The sequence below is a fragment of the Rhodocytophaga rosea genome (assembly GCF_010119975.1).
Taxonomy (GTDB): domain Bacteria; phylum Bacteroidota; class Bacteroidia; order Cytophagales; family 172606-1; genus Rhodocytophaga; species Rhodocytophaga rosea.
Genome location: NZ_CP048222.1, coordinates 1,077,307 through 1,096,568, shown reverse-complemented (window position 1 = coordinate 1,096,568; position 19,262 = coordinate 1,077,307). Strand labels below are relative to the sequence as shown.

The window sequence follows — 19,262 nt, the reverse complement described above, 5'->3', positions numbered from 1 at the left end:
TCTGCCAAATCTTCCAATCTTTTAATGTTGAATTAAGTAAGCGCTGACCATGAAGGCAGAAGATTTTTCAAAAGTGATAAGCAGTGGTACTGCCCAGGACAATCGTTTCCTGGAGGCGCTTGATTTTAACTACGTAAAGATAGACGAGCGTTCTCTGGAAGATTTACTGGTATTTGCCACTGGTTTTGCTAAACTTATTAACTTTTATGACCTTAATGGACAAATAGATGGCGACTGGTCGGAGTTTCTGAATGACGAAACGGTGATTCTGGCAGCCATGGCCCAGACAGAGCCGGTAAAAACAGAAGCCCGTTTTAAACAATATATATATAAAGCCCGCCTTTTTCTCAATCCGGCAAAAAAACTGCATTACCTGCGTTTGTGCTTTAAGGAGATTTACGATATAGCCCAGTTGTTTGAATTCTGGCATACTAAACTAAAGGCCGTAGAAGATTTTACCAGCGCCCAGGTAAGTGTCAGGAATGAAATTACGAATGCCATTTATGGCAAACTGAGCGTAGCCTTAGGTAAACTGAAATCTTATGATGAAGGAGCTGAACAAGCGGAGGCATTGGGAGAAAAAATCGGCCTGGATTATACATCTTTTGGACTCTTCTGGGGACTATCCGAATTTGAGCCTTCTTCAGCAATATATGAAGGCGATACACTGAAAGAAAAAATAGATCTGGCCACTGAAAGTTTACAACAATTGTTTCAGGCATTCTACGAAACGCTTCTGTATCTTAAATTAAAATCTCCGGAATATCTGGCGCAGTCCTTACAAACAGATATTCATTATCCGGAAGTTGCCTTATTTATCTCTTTTCTGAAATTGTTTACGATTGCCCAGGGAAATATAAATAATCTTACCAGACGGCATCTGGATTTTTACTACCTGTCTATTCTTAAACAGAAACCTAAGCCACCGGTTCCGGATACCGTATACCTGAAATTTCTTATTGACGATGCAGCCCAGGTAGCTCAGGTGAAACAAGGCACCGGTTTTCTGGCTGGCGAAGACGAAAATGGCAATGATATTGTTTACCAGGCAGACAGTGAGTTGCAGGTTAACCGGGTGAAGATCAACCGCATGGATACCATTTTTATGTATAATAAGGCCTTAAATGTCAGAGGGATCAGCAAGACACTTATCGGAAATATGCTGGTGGCTGGTATACCATTAAAAGCACCTGTAGCTGATATTACGGGAAACATCCGTAAAAAAACCTATGCCACCTTTGGCGAAGACCAGACTGGAAAAGGAATAAAAGAAAAAACCATGACCAATGCGACCATGGGTTTTGCCGTAGCCTCTCCAACTTTACTGATGCGTGAAGGGAACCGGGAAATAAGCCTGGGCTTTACATTTTCAGAACAAAGTTTTCCCAGATTCAAACAATATATTGAAGATATTGCCTTTACTTCCAGAACTTCTGAGAAAGAAACGTTCATCAAAATATTTCTGGATGCTTTTCTCATATCTGTTACAAGCGACCAGGGATGGTACCAGGTACATAAATACGTAGTGACACAAGATGAGAAAAATTTCCTGCTGAACATACGTTTTGACCTGGGCTATACTGAACCTGCTATTATCGGCTTTGATGATGAAGTACATTCCGGACGTTTTGCTACAGAATTACCCATTGTCAGGCTGCTGCTCAATAGCGAGTCTTATGTGTACCTGTATTCTTTGCTAAGTAATATGGTGCTGGAGCAGGTAACGGTGAATACACAGGTAAAAGGCGTAAAAAACCTGCAGCTTTATAATCAGATTGGCCAGCTCAACCTTGATACACCGTATTATCCTTTTGGCCCTTTACCCAGTGTAGGAAATTATTTGTTGATTGGCAGCAATGAAGTATTTCAAAAGCCGCTGGAAAAATTAAATATACATATCGAATGGTTTGATCTGCCCAGACATAGCAATGGATTTCTGGGATATTATGATGGCTACGGCCTCAAAATAGACAATACTGTATATGAAGCTACTTTATCCGTGCTGGATGAAGGCCGCTGGAAACCTGACACTCTATCGGAACAGCAACATGTGAAGTTATTCAGAACCGTGGATAAAAATGGACTGAATGGAAAGCTACAGCCTGATGCTGCCTTGCATAATAAAACCTCTATCAATACAATTGATATTAAAAACATCCGGCTGCCTTCTAATTATGCCGCTATAGAAGATAAGCTGGTGTATACACACACCACCAGGCGGGGATTTATTAAACTTGAATTAAATAAACCGGACTTTGCCTTTGCGCATAGTGTGTATCCTTCAGTATTATCGGAAGTAGCCATTGCCAATTCAAAATCCGGCTTTTTCAATAGCAAAACCAAATCTGCCAAAGACCTCAGGAAAATGCCTAATCCACCTTATACGCCACTGGTGAAATCTATTACCCTGGATTATGCTTCTTCCTCCATTATTTCTTTGAAAGACCGTTCCCGCAAAACCGAAAAATCAGCCTCCAAAGGCCAGATTTTTCATATTCATCCCTTTGGCGAAAATATGGTCTACCCGGATAATTCCAGGCAACTTACCTATGTATTGCCATCGTACGACTTTGAAGGCTGTTTGTTAATCGGACTCATGGGCGTTCAGCCAGCCCAAACGGTTTCGTTTCTGTTCGAAATGATGGACGATTCTACGGTTTCTTCCGAAGATGATCCGCCGGTAGTAGAGTGGAGTTATTTGATGGATAATGAGTGGTATTTACTGGCACCTTCCAAAATACTTCGTGATGATACCAATGGTTTTCTCAAAACCGGAATTATTATGGTAGAATTACCTTACCAGCTCAAAAAGGGCAATACCATTGTTGATCCAGACCTATACTGGTTAAGAGTAGCTGTATTGAAAAACATACGGGTTGCTTCCAAAACCGTGAGTGTATTTACACAAGTGTTAACGGCTACCTTATCCGAAAAAAGTAACTGGGAAGGAAAGTATCTGGAGAAAGTATTGCCGGCTTTTACCATTCAGCGTTCCATAGATACCATTGAAGGAATACAATCGGTAGTGCAGCCTTTGGATTCTTTTGGAGGCATGCCCAGAGAAAGTATGCCTAAGTTTTATACCAGAGTAGCTGAGCGCCTGCGGCATAAAGACAGAGCCATCATGACCTGGGATTATGAAAGACTGGTACTGGAGAAATTTCCTTCTATTTTCAAAGCGACCTGCCTGCCCAACATGACCAGTAAAAATCTGGATTCCCCTGGCAGTGTGTTGATTGTAGTAACACCGTATTATCAATTTGCAGCTAATCCCAGTGAACCTACAGTGAGTAGTGAGGTACTATACCAGGTGAAATCTTATATACAGCAGTTTACCTCTCCGTTTGTGAAAGTAGAAGTGCGTAATCCTCAGTACGAACGCATCCGTATCATTTGTAATGTAAAATTCACCAGCGGATACAGCTATGGCTTTTATATTCAGAAACTAAATGAACAAATTAACAGGCATTTGTCGAGGAATATATTTGCCAATCAGAAAGGGATTGAGCTAGGCGGCAAAATATACAGTTCGGATATTCTCAGTTTTATGCGTACACTGCCGTATGTGGATTTTATTACCAAATTTTCGATGGTACAATCGGCCAGGGATTTTACAGGAAAATATGTATTAATTGATACAGCCAGAGAAGGTGTGGCAAGAGCTTCTTTACAAGCAACTAAACCCTGGTCTGTACTAGTGCCTGCCCATGAACACCAGATCACTGTGCTGGTAGAAAAACAGGAAGAACAATCGATGCAGGCCGGTGTGGAATACTTAGAACTGGGCGAAGATTTTATTATAGAGTAAGTGAATGAGTGAATGAGTGAATGAGTGAGTGAGTGAGTGGTGTGCTTTAGTAGCTTAAATATTTAACAATATAACTATACAACTAATCAGCTATCTAACCATATGTACATCATCAAAATCAGCGTAATCTGTGGTTTCAGACTGATTTTCTCTTTAATATTAGGACTTTTTTGAATTATACAGTACCTTAATTCACTTGATAAACCATCATCACATACAATGCCATTACAAAACAGAAGCACCCTTAAAAATTTTTTCCGGAAAGGGCAACTGCCGGCAGAAGGGCATTTTTACGACCTGATCGAGTCTATGATCAATAAGGTCGACGATGGCATGTCGAAGACCATAGATGATGGCCTGATGCTTTCGCCAATTGGCACTTCTAAAAAACTGATCAGTTTTTACCGGAATATTGAAGATAAGAATGCGGCCTGGAGCCTGGAAATTGACAGTGGCGATTCTAACCTGCACATCAATAATCACCTGGGCGATAATATTCTATCCCTCCAAAATGATGGCAAAATTGGCGTGAACCGCAGCAATCCGGAATATGAACTCGATGTGAATGGGACAGTAGCCATGAGTGGGAGGATGGGTACTTTTCATACTGGCAAAGTGCTCGCAGATGGCAACTGGCATCCGGTGCTGACAGAACTTAATGGTTGTCATGTACTGGAAATAGTGGCCGGGGTAGGCAAGAAAAAAACCGGAAAATATGCGCTTATTCATGCCATAGCCCTGAGTACATTTGGCGATTCTAACGATTGTATTGACATTAAACATGCCTATTATGGCGGCCGTGGCCATAAAATTGACCTACGCTGGACAGGTTCAACTTATAATTATAGCCTGGAAATGCGTACCAGAAGCACTTACAATGGACCTTACTATGTCAAATACCACATTACCAGCCTCTGGTTCGATAAATTTATGGACCAAAGTATGGAAAGTGAGTAAGCCTGGACCACAGATTACACAGATTTTTATTTAAAATCCAATCAATCATATTAATCCGATAAACCCAGGTTCCAGACAAACTAACTATCATGAAAAAAGTAACTTTTACGGTCAGCATAGAAGAAGCGAGTACTATTTTTAAGGCATTGGGAAAACTGCCATTTGCAGAAGTATATGAACTGATTGGGAAACTCAATGAACAGGCCAATGAACAGCTCAGCCAGCCGCCTGCCTCCCCAAAAACACCGAATGGAACAATCAAGAAAACCAGAATGGATTTGAATGGAATTCTGGGAGAAGAGGATTAAATAATTACGAATTACGAATTACGAATTACGAATTACGAATTACGAATTATATTGCTTTATCCAGACCTTCATTAATTCTATAATTCTATAATTTCACTCACTCACGCATTCGCTCAATCCTCATCCTTATAAGTTAAGTCTGATTTATGGAAAAGCCATTATTTATTGATAATAAGCCACCCGAAAATCAGGGACTAAACTTTGAATACCTGCGTTCTGAAGGAGTCAAATACATTCAGCAGTTATGCGGTGCCTTCTGGACGGATTACAACGAGCATGATCCTGGCGTTACTATACTGGAAGTGCTTTGTTATGCGCTCACCGACCTTTCGTACCGGGTAGATTTTGATATTCAGGATCATCTGTATAATAGCTCCAAAGCTGATCAGTCTTTCCTTAGACCATCTCAGATTCTGCCAAGCAATGCACTTACCATCAACGATTACCGGCGGCTCGTATTCGATTCGATACTGGATGTAAAAAATGTATGGTTTATTCCGGTAGAGTCAGAGGAAAGTTCACTCAGGGGATTATATAAAATTGTAGTGAATGTAGATGATCAGATTAAAGAAGAAGACCGCAGGCAACAAGTATTACATAATGTGCTGGAAGTATACGCCCGCAACCGGAATATTTGCGAAGATGTAGCTGAGATCAAATTGCTGGAATACATATATATATCCATTCATGCCGATGTGGAAATTGATGGCACCCGTGACCTGGAATCTATTCTGGCAGAAATATTTTTCCGGGTAGATGAGTATTTATGTCCGCAGATCAGGATTTATTCGCTGGAAGAATTGCTGGAACAAGATTATAGTCTGAATGAAATTTTTAATGGTCCCTTGCTTAAAAATGGATTTATTAAAACTGAAGACCTGTTGCCCAAACAGAACAAGATTCTGATTTCGGAAATCACTAAGATCATGATGCAGGTCAGAGGAGTAACCAGTGTAAAAAATCTGTATCTTAAAATTGGCGAAGATACTTATCATAATCAGGTAGACATTGACGAAAACAAACTTCCAAAATTACTTACAGAATTTGAAGGAAAAAGCAGGAATTACACCATCCAGTTTTCCAAAGGTTCTGTAAACTATACCCTGGTCGATCGTCAGATTGTACGCCGCAAATTGAATGAATTGCAATCGGCCAACCGAAGAATTTACAGGCTCACAGAAGAGGCAATTGAAGTAAGCAAGGGCAAGGACCTGAAAATTGATGAATATTATTCTATACAGAATCATTTTCCGGTAACTTATGGTATTGGCAGTTATGGTTTACCACAGTCTCCTTCCCCGCAGCGCAGGGCACAAGCAAAGCAATTGAAAGGATTTTTGCTGTTGTTTGAACAAATCCTGGCGAATTATCTCTCACAACTGGCCCATGTAAAAGATATACTTTCAATTAAAAGTGATGTAGAGCAAACTTACTTTCACCAGAACTTGTATGCCGTGCCCGATGTGTCTCCACTGCTTGCCAACAGACCTTATGAGTTTATCAGGGATGCTTTGTTTGGGGCGTTCCATATTCCGCTGGAATATCGGCAGGGACTGTCCAGACTGGTGCAGGCCCAGGATAATTTCATCAACCGGCGCAGTAGATTTTTAGATTACCTGCTGGCTATTCATGGGGAAACATTTGTACAGTATTCTCTTTCGCAGTTTAATTATTATTTCAACGAAGAGGAATTTGAGCGGCACCTGGTCCGGGACAAAACCAGATTACTGCAATTTCTGCCTTACATTAATCACAACCGCGCCAAAGCTTCCGACTATTTCAACGATAGCTTGAGTACAGAAAATGTGGCTGGTATGGAAGCAAAGCTCTGTGTGCTATTAGGCCTGGGTATGGTGAACGGGAAATATACGGAGCAAATGATTTATGAAGAACATTCCCTGATCGGCCATTTTAAAGGGTATGGTTTAAAACTTCTGGATGAATATGCTTCTCAAACAGATAGCCAGCTCTGGGAAAAAGCATATAGCCTGCATCAGTCAACCATTGATCCGGATCAAATTGATAAGTCCTTCGATTACATAGATTTAGCAGATGTGTCATCGGATACTTTTACGTCTGAACAAAAGCAGGATTTACTGCAGAAAACATTGCCTTTCCAGAGCAAAATGCTCACTACTGACTTTCTCAGAAAAGGAATTATTCTGCACCATTACAGAATCGGAGCTGCTAAAGATGGTTCCTCCTTTCAGGTAGTATTCAATTCCGGTGAAGAGCAGGAATGGATGTATATCGGGCAGTTTGAGACGCAGGATGAAGCTACAACAGGCGTACTTTCGTTGATTGATTTCTTAAAAGAGCTTAATATTAGCAGCGAAGGCTTGCATCTGGTTGAACATATTTTATTACGTCCGGAGGCGCAAGAAAAGAAATTTGGATTTTATGTACTGGATGAATTGGGAACCCCTTTTTTGAGCACAGTAAGTACTTATACTTTTTCGCAGCGGAAGATGATGGTTGAGGCTTTCCGGGAACATATTACCACCTATGCCAATTACTCAGTAGAAGGCCGTTCGGACGGTGATTTTGAAATACATATGAAATTTCCTGTACCTGCCTGGAACGAACCTCTCACCATGGTAAGTATGAAAGCTTATGAATCGGTGCAGGAAATTCACGAAAAAATGGAACGTTTGTATAATTTCCTGTCAGATAAGGATGATATTATCCCATTTGAAGACAAACTTTCTCTGTATGTACAATATACCAAAGATACGCCACAAGTGCCTGAAGATTTTTACTCCTACCGTATCAGCATATTACTCCCCGACTGGACAGCCCGTTTTCATAATCCTGAATTTAAAGCCATTGCTGAAGAGACTATTTTTAACAACCAGCCGGCCAATGTATCCTCCAGGTGTTTCTGGCTGAATACGGAAGATATGAAAACCTTTGAAAAATATTATTACCGATGGAACAGTGCCGGGATCAGGTCTACAGCTAACAAAACCCAGCTGGATAAATTGAATAATGATCTTACGCAATTACTGCTGAACCTGATAAATAAACAGTAGCCAAATTAGTTATTATACAACCCGTTATCATTTGTTTACTCTATACACTTATTAATTATAACGGCAGGTTGTGAAAAAATCATAATTTATTGGGGGAGAAATACAATAATGTTGATAAGTATTTGTTAATATATTTTTATTTCAAAAAAGAATTTGATAGTTTAGCAATAATATTCCATTTGCCTTTTGACCTAACCTTAACCAATAGCGTCTGTTTCCAACAGGCGCTTTTTTCATTTATATAGCATAGCAACCGTTTATCAAGAATATATTGGCCACAGCGCATTTCCTTGTTAACATTGCATAAGTAAATTCTCTTTCAATCAAAAGGTTTAGGTTTAAAAGGTAAATGGGCAGGCGCTTCGCTTGCCTTTTTTATTTGCCTGATATTCTGCTATTTATATTTGCCACTCTATATTATTAACAATCAATTCCATGTGCAGTGTAGCAAAGTTGAAACGCTTTGCGCACTTTCATAGGATTTTTTATTAGTATTACAAGGTCAATAGCTATTGTAGCAAACAGCCAGACTCTTTATGAATTTCTTCCAGAAAAATATCACCCTGCCAGCTTACCGGCGGGGATTTCACCTGATCACTTCGGCGATATTAAAAGAAATACCTGAAGTGAAAAATATCCGTACAGGCTTACTTCATGTGTTTATTAAACATACTTCTGCCAGCCTGACCATTAATGAAAATGCGGATGCTACGGTAAGAACGGATTTCGAAAGTCATTTTAATCACATGGTTCCTGAAAATACCAGATATTACCAGCACAACCAGGAAGGCCCGGATGACATGCCAGCGCACATCAAAGCTTCCTTACTGGGCAGTTCAGTATCAATACCAGTAACTGATGGTAAGCTTAACTTAGGTATATGGCAGGGCATTTATTTGTGTGAACACCGCAACGAGGCATCCGGACGGAAACTGGTTGTTACTGCATATGGTGTTTAATTTAAAAAATTGAATCAGATATTTAATTATAATTTACCAGGGAAATATGTTTATTTCTCTCATCTTTCCATCTTATAATTTCCAAATTGTACCATCCTATGACATTAAGCGGAAAACAATATATTGGCAACACACTTTCCGAACAGGGAAGCCAGACATTTGCAGGCATCAATCCGGCAACCGGACAGAAACTGGAAACGGAATTTTTTGAAGCCACTCCTCAGGAAGTAGGACAAGCGGTAGAACTGGCAAACCATTCTTTATCCATTTACCGGAAAAAAACACCACAGGAAAAAGCTGCTTTTCTGGAACGGATCGCCGATGAAATATTGGCCTTGGGAGATGCTTTGATCAAACGGTGTATGGCAGAAACCGCTTTGCCGGAAGCCAGATTATTAGGTGAAAGAGGACGAACAACTGGTCAGTTAAAATTATTTGCGCAGGTGGTGAGAGAAGGTTCCTGGATAGATGCCCGTATAGATACCGCCTTGCCAGACAGACAGCCATTACCCCGCCCAGATATACGGCAGATGCATATTCCTTTAGGGGTTGTTGGTATTTTTGGTGCCAGTAACTTTCCGTTTGCATTTTCTGTGGCGGGTGGCGACACTGCTTCGGCACTGGCCGCTGGTTGTCCGGTAGTTGTAAAAGGACATCCAGCTCATCCCGGAACTTCAGAAATGGTAGCTTCAGCTATCCGTAAAGCTGCCCAGGAAACCGGAATGCCTGAAGGCGTATTTTCTATGGTTCAGGGTACTTCTCACGAGGTTGGAATGGCCATTGTAACCCATCCGTTAATAAAAGCAGTTGGATTTACCGGTTCGTTCAGAGGTGGAAAAGCTTTATTCGACGCCGCTGCCAAACGGGAAGAACCTATACCAGTGTATGCTGAAATGGGCAGTACGAATCCTGTATTTATTTTGCCGGGTGCTTTGCAGGAAAGAGGGGAGAAGATCGCTGATGGTTTGTCAAAATCAGTTACCATGGGGGTAGGGCAGTTTTGTACTAATCCTGGTCTAGTTATCACACAAACATCTGAACTAACACAGCAGTTTCTAAAGCAGACAGCTTCACATTTACAGCAGACGCCAGCAGCTACTATGCTCACGCCTGGCATACAGCAAGCATTCCATAAAGGAATACAGCATTTAAAATCCATTTCCGATGTACAAGTATTAGCTGAAACAGAAGTTGTCTCAGGATCAAACCAGGCAGCGGCGGTATTATTACAATCCAGTTCTAAAGTATTAACGGACAATCCGGCACTGGCAGAGGAAGTATTTGGGCCCTCTACGGTTGCTATTACCTGCGATTCTAAGGAGGAAATGCTGGAGATTGCCCGTAATTTGAAAGGGCATTTAACAGCTACCATTCATGGAACACAAAATGATCTGGAGGAAAATCGTGAGCTGATTGAGATTTTAACAACTAAGGTAGGCCGCTTATTAATAAATGGATATCCGACAGGCGTAGAGGTGGGATATGCAATGGTACATGGTGGTCCTTATCCGGCTACTACAGATGCCAGAAGTACCTCTGTTGGTACAGCAGCCATTAAGCGTTTTGCCCGTCCGGTTTGTTATCAGGATTTTCCGGATTCCTTATTACCGGAAGCCTTACAAAACCAGAACCCTCAGGGAATATGGCGGCTACTCAATGGAGAATGGACCAAGAATGAAATTTAATGTTTAATAAGTTATTTATTGGAATCTGTCACGTACTTCCATTAAAGCAAAGCCTAGGAGATTTTCTCCTTTCCAGCAGACAGGATTATAGATATTTTCATCTGTTTTAGCCATACCAATCCCCCAGATAGTATCTACTGGGCTGGCTTCTACTAATATTCTGTTGCCGGTATTGAGGAGAAATGTTTTTAGGTCCGGATGCTGGGAAAACTTATAATAATTTGCCTCACATACAATCTGGTATTTATTTGAATTCCAACTGGCTTCATCAAAGTTAGATATCATTCTCCCTAATTTTTTTGCTTCAGCCGGAGACTGGCTGTCTATAATTTGAGTTACCAGCTGTTCATTCCCAAAAAGCCTGGCTTTTTCGGCCATCATGTAGTGTTCGGCAGTTTTGTAAGTGATATTATCTACTATAAAAGGAGCAGGCCACCACTGGCTGAAACAGCTTTCACTGATTCTGCCATCTTTCTTAGGCTGATGTCCCCAGAAGAAGATATATTTTAATTTTTCATTATCATTAGTAATATGCTTTGTGAGAAGCCAGTTAATATCATATTTCATATAAAGTACTATAATAAGAAAGAAATAAATTTCCTTTGGGTTATATATTATTTATTAGAATAATTTAAGCGTAAAATAATTTTAACAAGAAGTTTTTATCTTCACAACATCAAACCACATATTATTATGAGATCTCACGAAATAGATTACAAGATTATAGGTGATGACATCCAGATTGTAGAAATAGAACTGGACCCGAATGAAACAGTAATTGCAGAAGCTGGTGTAATGCTTTATATGGAACAAGGCATTGAGTTTGAAACTAAAATGGGCGATGGCTCCAGGCCAACTCAGGGGTTTCTGGGTAAACTGATGCAGGCAGGTTCCAGATTGATTACTGGCGAATCTCTCTTCATGACTCATTTTACCAACCGCAGTTATACCCGAAGCAAAGTAGCTTTTGCTGCACCTTATCCTGGTACAGTAATACCAGTGAACCTGGCGGAGGCACAGGGAAATCAGCTGATTGTACAGCGAGATGCATTTTTATGTGCGGCATTAGGTACTAACATCTCTATGCATTTTAACCGCAATATAGGTTCAGGTTTATTTGGAGGTGAAGGATTTATTCTACAAAAACTACAAGGGGATGGACTTGCCTTTATTCATGCCGGTGGTACAGTAATAGAAAAGCGGTTAAACAATGACACCATACGTGTAGATACTGGTTGTGTAGTAGCTTTTGAAACAAGTATTTCATTTGATGTGCAACGTGCTGGAGGGCTACGTTCTATGGTATTTGGAGGAGAAGGGCTATTTTTAGCTACCTTACAAGGAACCGGCAGGGTATTGATACAATCTATGCCAGTCTCTAAACTGGTACAGGCTTTAGCTCCATATGGTAAAAATTCCGCGAAAGAAGGAGGTTCTTTATTGGGTGGATTGCTGAATGATTAGTGTAAAAGCAGATTGCTGTTCTATATTGAGGTTTTCAATGTGATGTAATGGGCAAAGCTTTAAAAATCTTGTAGATTTATCCATAAAACAAAAAGGCTGTTCTTTATGAAACAGCCTTTTTGTTTTATAAGAGTTTAATATATTACTCGTGGAAATTGAATACCCGGTGACCACTCTCTTTCAGCAATTGATCTTTTTTAAACAATTTCAGGTCGGCTGCCATCATATCATTTACCAGGGCAGGCAGATCATATTCAAGTTCCCATCCTAATTTAGTTTTTGCTTTAGTTGGATCACCTAAGAGCAATTCTACTTCTGTAGGACGGAAATAATTTTTGTCAACTGCTACTACTTCTTTTCCGATTGGCAACTGATATTCCGGATTGGTACAGGCAGTTACATATCCTTTTTCATCTTCTCCGGTTCCTTTAAATTCCAGTTCAATACCTACTTCCTGGAAGGACATTCTGACAAAATCACGAACATAGGTAGTGATACCAGTAGCAATTACATAATCTTCAGGTTTTTCCTGTTGCAAAATCAGCCACATAGCTTTTACATAATCTTTGGCATGACCCCAGTCGCGTTGTGCATCCAGATTACCTAAAAATAATTTTTCCTGTAAACCTAATGCGATTCTGGCAGTAGCTCTCGTGATTTTTCTGGTTACGAAAGTTTCACCACGTAAAGGAGATTCATGATTAAACAGGATTCCATTTACGGCATACATATTATAGGCTTCCCGGTAATTTACTGTGATCCAGTATCCATATAATTTAGCAACCGCATACGGAGAACGGGGATAGAAAGGCGTAGTTTCCGATTGCGGAACTGCCTGCACTAGTCCGTATAACTCTGAAGTAGAAGCCTGATAGATACGGGTTTTTTCTGTCAAACCTAGCAAGCGAACTGCTTCCAGGATACGTAATGTGCCAATTCCATCTACATTGGCGGTATATTCAGGAGAATCAAAACTCACTTTTACATGAGACATAGCACCCAGGTTATAAATTTCATCCGGTTGTACTTCCTGTATGATGCGTATAATATTAGTGGAATCACTCAGATCTCCGTAATGTAATTTGAAGCGTACATTATCTTCATGGAGGTCTTTGTACAAGTGATCAATTCTTTCGGTGTTGAATAAAGAACTTCTTCTTTTGATCCCATGTACCTCATATCCCTTGTCTAGTAATAATTCAGCTAAGTAGGCTCCATCTTGCCCAGTAATACCTGTAATTAGTGCTTTTTTCATGTAACCTTTTTTGTTTGTAAATATTTTGACTACTAATGTATGATTTATTCCAGAAAATAAAAAAAAGTAAACTACTTAATCTCGATTCTGTCTTGAACAACCATGGCATTAGGAAATTCTGTAATGAGACCAGCATATACCCGCTGGGCTTCGAGGCGGTCGATAAAATCACCTACTTTTACCCGGAAAGTTGGCTGATTATAGACAAAATGTGGGGTTATATCAGGAAAAAGGGCATAAGAACGGTCTCTGGCCTTGTTTGCCTCATCCCGGTTATTGCCAGAGTATATCTGAATCCGGTAGCCCTGGGCATAGCGTAAATTTTTATTTTGTACAGCAATTGCCTGTAAAGCCGTATCCAGGCGGGCTGTAATATCATGCGTAGGTTTTGTACTATTTTGTTGTCCGGTTGAAGATTTAGGTGAAGAATTATCCGTTTTCTCTGCTGTTTTGTATTGTGGCCTATATGCAGAAAGATCATCTTTGAACGAACTATCCCCTTTTTGAGAAACTGTTTTTTTAGTACAATTACTTAGAAAGGTAGCAAAAATGATCAATGTTACTATTTGAAGTATATTTTTTTGTGTCATAACAGGTCGAAATTTGAAAAGCCCTCATAGGTGAAATGCTACGAGGGCTTTATATATTTAATCGATTAAAATACACTTATTATTTTTCAGGTCTTCTTCTACCTTTTTGTATTTTACATCCTTTTTTACACTACCATCCATATATTGTACTGTTACGATATCATTCCGGTTAGCTACCTTTGCCGATTTAATAGGAGCTACTTTTTCGGCTGGAGGAGGGAGTGGCACATCATTAGCAGGAATAGGTTGTGAAGGTCTATTGTTTTCCAGGGCTGAATGAGCTTCCTCTTTGCTTGTTTTTAACTTTTGCTGCACTTGACGTTGTCTGCGAGCCTCTCTTACCTCATCACTGTCTTGTACCGGAATATCTGCTTTGAGTAAGAAGGATATGGTATCGCCATTTACTTTGGCTACAAAACGCTTAAATAATTCTACCGATTCAAACTTATAAATCAGCAATGGATCTTTTTGTTCGAATACTGCATTCTGTACGGATTGTTTTAAGTCATCCATTTCACGCAGGTGCTCTTTCCATTCCTGGTCAATAAAAGCAAGTGTAGAGATTTTTTCCATCGCCCTTACCAATTCCCTGGCTTGTGAATCTACTACTTTCTTCAAATTAGCTGTTATAGCAATCTGCCGTGAACCATCTGTAAACGGAACTACTACTTCTTCAATACCCGGACGTGTTTGGAATACATCCTGTAATACTGGGAAAGCTTTTTCGGCAATGCGTTTGCTTTTAGCATAATAATGCTTTTCCGCTTCATTGTATAGCTTACTGGTAAGCTGACTTATATTTAGCTTACCAAACTCTTCATCTGGAATACTGGGCTGAAATCCAAGGGTACCAATCACGGTCAGTTTAAAGCCATCCAGGTTACCCTGGGTATTGTTTACAATGTCTTCGCAGGTATCATAGAGTGTATTTAAGATATCAAGCTGCAATCTTTCACCAAACAAGGCATTCCTCCGTCGTTTGTAAATGGCTTCCCGCTGATAGTTCATCACATCATCATATTCAAGCAGGCGTTTACGGATACCAAAGTTATTTTCCTCTACTTTTTTCTGTGCCCGTTCAATAGATTTGGTAATCATGGAATGCTGAATGACTTCGCCTTCTTCCAGGCCCATCCGGTCCATGAGTTTAGCAATACGGTCGGAGCCGAAAAGGCGCATCAGATTGTCCTCCAGGGAAACAAAGAACTGAGAAGAACCAGGATCTCCCTGACGACCTGAACGGCCTCTTAACTGACGGTCAACCCGGCGGGATTCATGCCGTTCTGTACCCACAATAGCCAGACCACCTGCCGAACGGGATTCAGGGGTAAGTTTAATATCTGTACCCCGGCCTGCCATGTTAGTAGCAATGGTTACGGTGGATGGTTTACCGGCTTCTGCTACTACTTCTGCTTCTTTCTGGTGGAATTTAGCATTTAAGACCTGGTGCTTTATTTTCCGCAGGGTAAGCATGCGACTCAACAGTTCTGAAATCTCTACAGAAGTAGTACCTACCAGTACGGGGCGGCCTTTCTGGGTAAGTTCTACGATTTCTTCTACTACCGCATTATATTTTTCCCGGATGCTGCGGAACACTTTATCTTCCCTGTCTGCCCGGACGATATTTTTATTGGTAGGAATTACTACCACATCTAGCTTATATATCTGCCAGAATTCGCCTGCTTCTGTTTCGGCAGTACCAGTCATGCCGGCTAGTTTATGATACATCCGGAAGTAATTTTGAAGGGTTACCGTCGCATACGTCTGGGTAGCATCTTCTACTTTTACATTTTCCTTGGCTTCTATGGCCTGATGTAAGCCATCGGAATACCGGCGGCCCTCCATCACACGGCCGGTTTGTTCGTCTACAATTTTTACTTTGCCTTCTACAATGATGTATTCCACATCTTTTTCAAATAGTGTATATGCTTTTAGCAACTGATTGATAGAGTGGATACGCTGGGTTTTTACAGAATAATCTGAAATGATGGCATCTTTCTTTGATAAACGATCCTGGTCAGATAATGATTTATCATTCTCCAGCTGGGCGATTTCTGTACCAATATCTGGCAGAATGAAGAAAGTAGGGTCTTCGCCAGAGCCGGTAATATAGTCAATGCCTTTTTCAGTGAGTTCGATCTGATTTTGTTTTTCATCAATAGTGAACAACAAAGGTGCATCCGCTTCCGGCATTAGTTTCGCATTTTCTTGCAGATAGTAATTTTCTGTTTTCTGCATAAGGGTTTTCATTCCGATTTCGCCCAGGTATTTAATGAGCGGTTTATATTTAGGCAAACCTCTGTGCGCCCTGAATAAAGCCAGTCCACCTTCTTTTTCATCCCCGGCAGCAATTTTTTTCTTTGCTTCATTCAGAAAGTCCATCACTATTTTCTTCTGTCCATCTACCAGCCTGGAAATACGTGGTTTAAGATCATAAAATTCATGTTCATCACCTCTGGGTATAGGTCCGGAAATGATAAGAGGCGTACGGGCATCATCAATCAACACAGAATCTACCTCATCGACCATAGCATAATGATGTTTGCGCTGCACCAGTTCCTCCGGACTCCTGGACATATTATCCCGCAGGTAATCGAAGCCGAATTCGTTGTTGGTTCCGTAGGTAATGTCAGCCAGATATGCATTTTTCCGCTCTGCAGAATTAGGCTGATGTTTGTCGATACAATCCACGTTCATGCCATGAAACTCAAACAATGGCCCCATCCACTCAGAATCCCGTTTGGCCAGATAGTCGTTTACCGTAACAATATGTACACCTCTGCCAGCAAGTGCATTCAGAAACGCCGGTAAAGTAGCTACCAGGGTTTTACCTTCACCGGTAGCCATTTCAGCGATTTTCCCCTGATGAAGTACTACCCCACCAATGAGCTGCACATCGTAATGGAGCATGTCCCACACGATTTCGTTGCCTGCAGCCATCCAGCGGTTATGCCAGATTGCTTTGTTTTCTATGATTTCAACATTCTTTTTGGTAGCCGCCAGCTTTTTATCATGCATAGTAGCTGTAACTTCGAGTTTCCCTGCTTCTTTAAAACGCCTGGCTGTTTCTTTTATAATGGCAAAGGCTTTCGGCAACACTTCCAGTAATACTACTTCCAGCTGTTTGTCCCGTTCTTCTTCCAGTTTGTCGGTCTGGGTAAAAATAGCTTCTTTCTCATTAATGTCGAGCTCCGGATTTTCCTCAATTTTCTTGTGAAGAGCGCTTAGCTGTTCATCAATAGTTTGAAGCTTCTGCTGGATTTGTAGCTTGACTTCTGTGGTTTTTTCCCGCAACTCGTCATCCGAAAGGTTTTGTAGTTTATTGTATTCTTCGTTTACCTTGCCTACATATGGTGTAAGTTCTTTCAGATCTCGTTCTGACTTGGTACCGAAGATTTTGGTAATTCCCTTGGTGAGTATATCTAACATGATATTCCTAATCTAGCGTAAGTTGAATAAAACGGCTGCTTTCCTATTAACGGATAGCAGGGTATTGAGCTTACAAATTTACGTTTTTTTTTACAATGTGGGAATCAGCAGGAAAGTTTAAAATCAGGACTTATAAAATCTGGGTTTTTGAGCGTAATTATGCTTGTTTATTTTTTGCCCAGTGGAATAGCATATCCCATAGTAAGAGCAAATACCTGGTGCTTGGATTGAGCTTCTTCTTGGCTTACAGTATTTCCGGTTTTATATAAGTTTGAAAACCCCAGGCCATAACGCACATCCAGCAACAAAACTCCTGGCCCTGCCTGCAAACCTATTCCTCCGCCAAACTGGGCACCAAAGTCAAACCGGTTGTCAAAATACTGATCATGGCCAAACTTAATATCTGACTCCGTTTTTCTTTCTTCTCCCTCAATCTTTCTTACGCCCTTAATACAATATCCCAGGGAAGGACCTGCATTAACATATGCTCTGATAATTTCGCCGCCAAAGGATATTTTAGCAAGCACAGGTAGTTCCAGATAGTTTAAATGAATACGGTCCTGGTATTTACCTGAAATTAAAATAGGATCATCGTTGTCTATGGCCTGAAGATTCAACTCAGATATATATCCTTTTTGTATGTACAACAACTCTGGCTGTATTGAAAAGAAATCTTTAATAACTGGCAAATTAAAGCCGGCTCCAGCTACCAGACCCATTTTATATTGCTGTTCCGGCTGCTTTTTATCAAAGTTAATGTCGGAAAATGTTACACCAGCCTTTGTGATAAAGGATATCTGTGCGTAGGAAGTAAAACAAAAAAAGAGGCTAATGACAAGGGAGGATATGGATTTTTTCACGATAGATAGAAATAAGCTTTGTTGAATATTTTGCGCTAAATCTATCTATTTTTTTACCTGAGAAAATAACCATTTTTAGGTATTTATTACCTGTCAGCCATATACAAAAAGAGCTGTGTTTTCACAGCTCTTGAAATTTGTAGTAAATCAGCTTATTATCTTCCGCCAAGTGGAATAGCATATCCAACTGTGAAGGCAAATACCCGGTTTTGAAGTTCATTATCTGTTCCGGCAATAGGATCATCCAATAGATTAGAAAGGCCAAGTCCATACCGGGCATCCAGTAAAATATCACCTGGGCCGGCTTTGATTCCTATTCCTCCACCAAACTGTAACCCCAGGTCAATTCGGTTATTAAAGGAAACATCTGCACCATCGCCGAATTCAATATCTGTGTTATTGGTTTTTCCAAACAGCGCATAAGATACAGACGGACCTCCGTTCACATATAATTTAAAGGATTCTCCGCCAAAGTTAATTTTAGCGAGCACAGGTAGTTCAAAGTAATTGATATATGTATCGCCTACTCTGGTTGTAGCCAGATTGGTAGCAAACTTGGCGCCCTTCTGAATATAGAGTAACTCGGGCTGAATGGTAAAGAAATTATCAGATGTAACAGGTATGCTTAACCCTAAACCTCCTACAAAACCAGTACGGCCCTCTATGCCAGATCCGGTGTTTTTGTAATTAGAAAATACTACCCCTCCTTTGGGAATAATATATGATTGTGCATTTGCTGCAAAGCCCAGTGTGAATACCAGGGCTGTTAATAATACTATTTTTTTCATAGCTATTTAAAAAATTATGGTTAATTGGTTTGTTTTGATTTCACTATTTTATCTGTAGCGTAATCAACTACTTATATCATACGGAGAATAAATTGCTAGGTTTGCTATACAGTAGTTATTATAGTGT

13 protein-coding genes are annotated in these 19,262 nt (G+C 40.4%); 7 read left to right on the top strand and 6 right to left on the bottom strand.

The annotated features are described in order from the left end of the window. Positions 1-49: 49 nt before the first annotated feature. From GXP67_RS04710 to GXP67_RS04685, 6 genes are all read left to right on the top strand, one after another. Complete coding sequence (locus GXP67_RS04710; protein WP_162442094.1) at positions 50-3,808, top strand: baseplate J/gp47 family protein; 3,759 nt, start codon at positions 50-52, stop codon at positions 3,806-3,808. A gap of 219 nt (positions 3,809-4,027) precedes the next feature. After that, positions 4,028-4,765, top strand: coding sequence for a contractile injection system tail -fiber like adhesin (locus GXP67_RS04705; protein WP_162442093.1), 738 nt, complete (start codon positions 4,028-4,030; stop codon positions 4,763-4,765). A gap of 89 nt (positions 4,766-4,854) precedes the next feature. Beyond that, on the top strand, positions 4,855-5,073 hold the full coding sequence (locus tag GXP67_RS04700; protein WP_162441252.1) for a hypothetical protein: 219 nt from the start codon (positions 4,855-4,857) through the stop codon (positions 5,071-5,073). Between the two features lie 146 nt (positions 5,074-5,219). Continuing rightward, a complete protein-coding gene (locus GXP67_RS04695; RefSeq protein WP_162442092.1) occupies positions 5,220-8,105 on the top strand; it encodes a contractile injection system baseplate wedge protein in 2,886 nt (961 codons plus the stop codon). A 536-nt stretch (positions 8,106-8,641) separates the two neighbouring features. Further along, positions 8,642-9,064, top strand: coding sequence for a secondary thiamine-phosphate synthase enzyme YjbQ (locus tag GXP67_RS04690; RefSeq protein ID WP_162442091.1), 423 nt, complete (start codon positions 8,642-8,644; stop codon positions 9,062-9,064). 98 nt (positions 9,065-9,162) lie between these two features. Next, positions 9,163-10,749 carry an aldehyde dehydrogenase (NADP(+)) gene (locus GXP67_RS04685; protein ID WP_162442090.1) on the top strand — a complete coding sequence of 529 codons (1,587 nt, stop codon included), beginning with the start codon at positions 9,163-9,165 and terminating at the stop codon, positions 10,747-10,749. Between the two features lie 15 nt (positions 10,750-10,764). Here the strand turns inward: GXP67_RS04685 and GXP67_RS04680 are convergent, their stop codons facing one another. Continuing rightward, positions 10,765-11,316, bottom strand: coding sequence for a riboflavin biosynthesis intermediates N-glycosidase (locus GXP67_RS04680; protein WP_162442089.1), 552 nt, complete (start codon positions 11,314-11,316; stop codon positions 10,765-10,767). Positions 11,317-11,442: 126 nt separating this feature from the next. On the opposite strand from GXP67_RS04680, the gene GXP67_RS04675 reads away from it, so the two are divergent. Then, on the top strand, positions 11,443-12,213 hold the full coding sequence (locus GXP67_RS04675; RefSeq protein ID WP_162442088.1) for a TIGR00266 family protein: 771 nt from the start codon (positions 11,443-11,445) through the stop codon (positions 12,211-12,213). Between the two features lie 142 nt (positions 12,214-12,355). Here the strand turns inward: GXP67_RS04675 and gmd are convergent, their stop codons facing one another. The 5 genes from gmd to GXP67_RS04650 all read right to left on the bottom strand — a co-directional run bounded on the left by gmd (position 12,356) and on the right by GXP67_RS04650 (position 19,135). Continuing rightward, positions 12,356-13,468: a GDP-mannose 4,6-dehydratase gene (gene gmd, locus GXP67_RS04670; RefSeq protein WP_162442087.1), complete on the bottom strand. Its 1,113-nt coding sequence runs from the start codon at positions 13,466-13,468 to the stop codon at positions 12,356-12,358. Positions 13,469-13,539: 71 nt separating this feature from the next. Further along, the gene (locus GXP67_RS04665) at positions 13,540-14,058 is read right to left on the bottom strand and encodes an SPOR domain-containing protein (RefSeq protein WP_162442086.1); all 519 of its coding nucleotides are present in this window, start codon (positions 14,056-14,058) and stop codon (positions 13,540-13,542) included. Between the two features lie 57 nt (positions 14,059-14,115). Beyond that, on the bottom strand, positions 14,116-17,487 hold the full coding sequence (gene secA, locus GXP67_RS04660) for a preprotein translocase subunit SecA (protein ID WP_162442085.1): 3,372 nt from the start codon (positions 17,485-17,487) through the stop codon (positions 14,116-14,118). A 167-nt stretch (positions 17,488-17,654) separates the two neighbouring features. Then, positions 17,655-18,347 carry a porin family protein gene (locus GXP67_RS04655; protein ID WP_162442084.1) on the bottom strand — a complete coding sequence of 231 codons (693 nt, stop codon included), beginning with the start codon at positions 18,345-18,347 and terminating at the stop codon, positions 17,655-17,657. 155 nt (positions 18,348-18,502) lie between these two features. Next, positions 18,503-19,135, bottom strand: a complete 633-nt coding sequence (locus GXP67_RS04650; protein ID WP_162442083.1) for a porin family protein — start codon at positions 19,133-19,135, stop codon at positions 18,503-18,505. Positions 19,136-19,262: the final 127 nt, after the last annotated feature.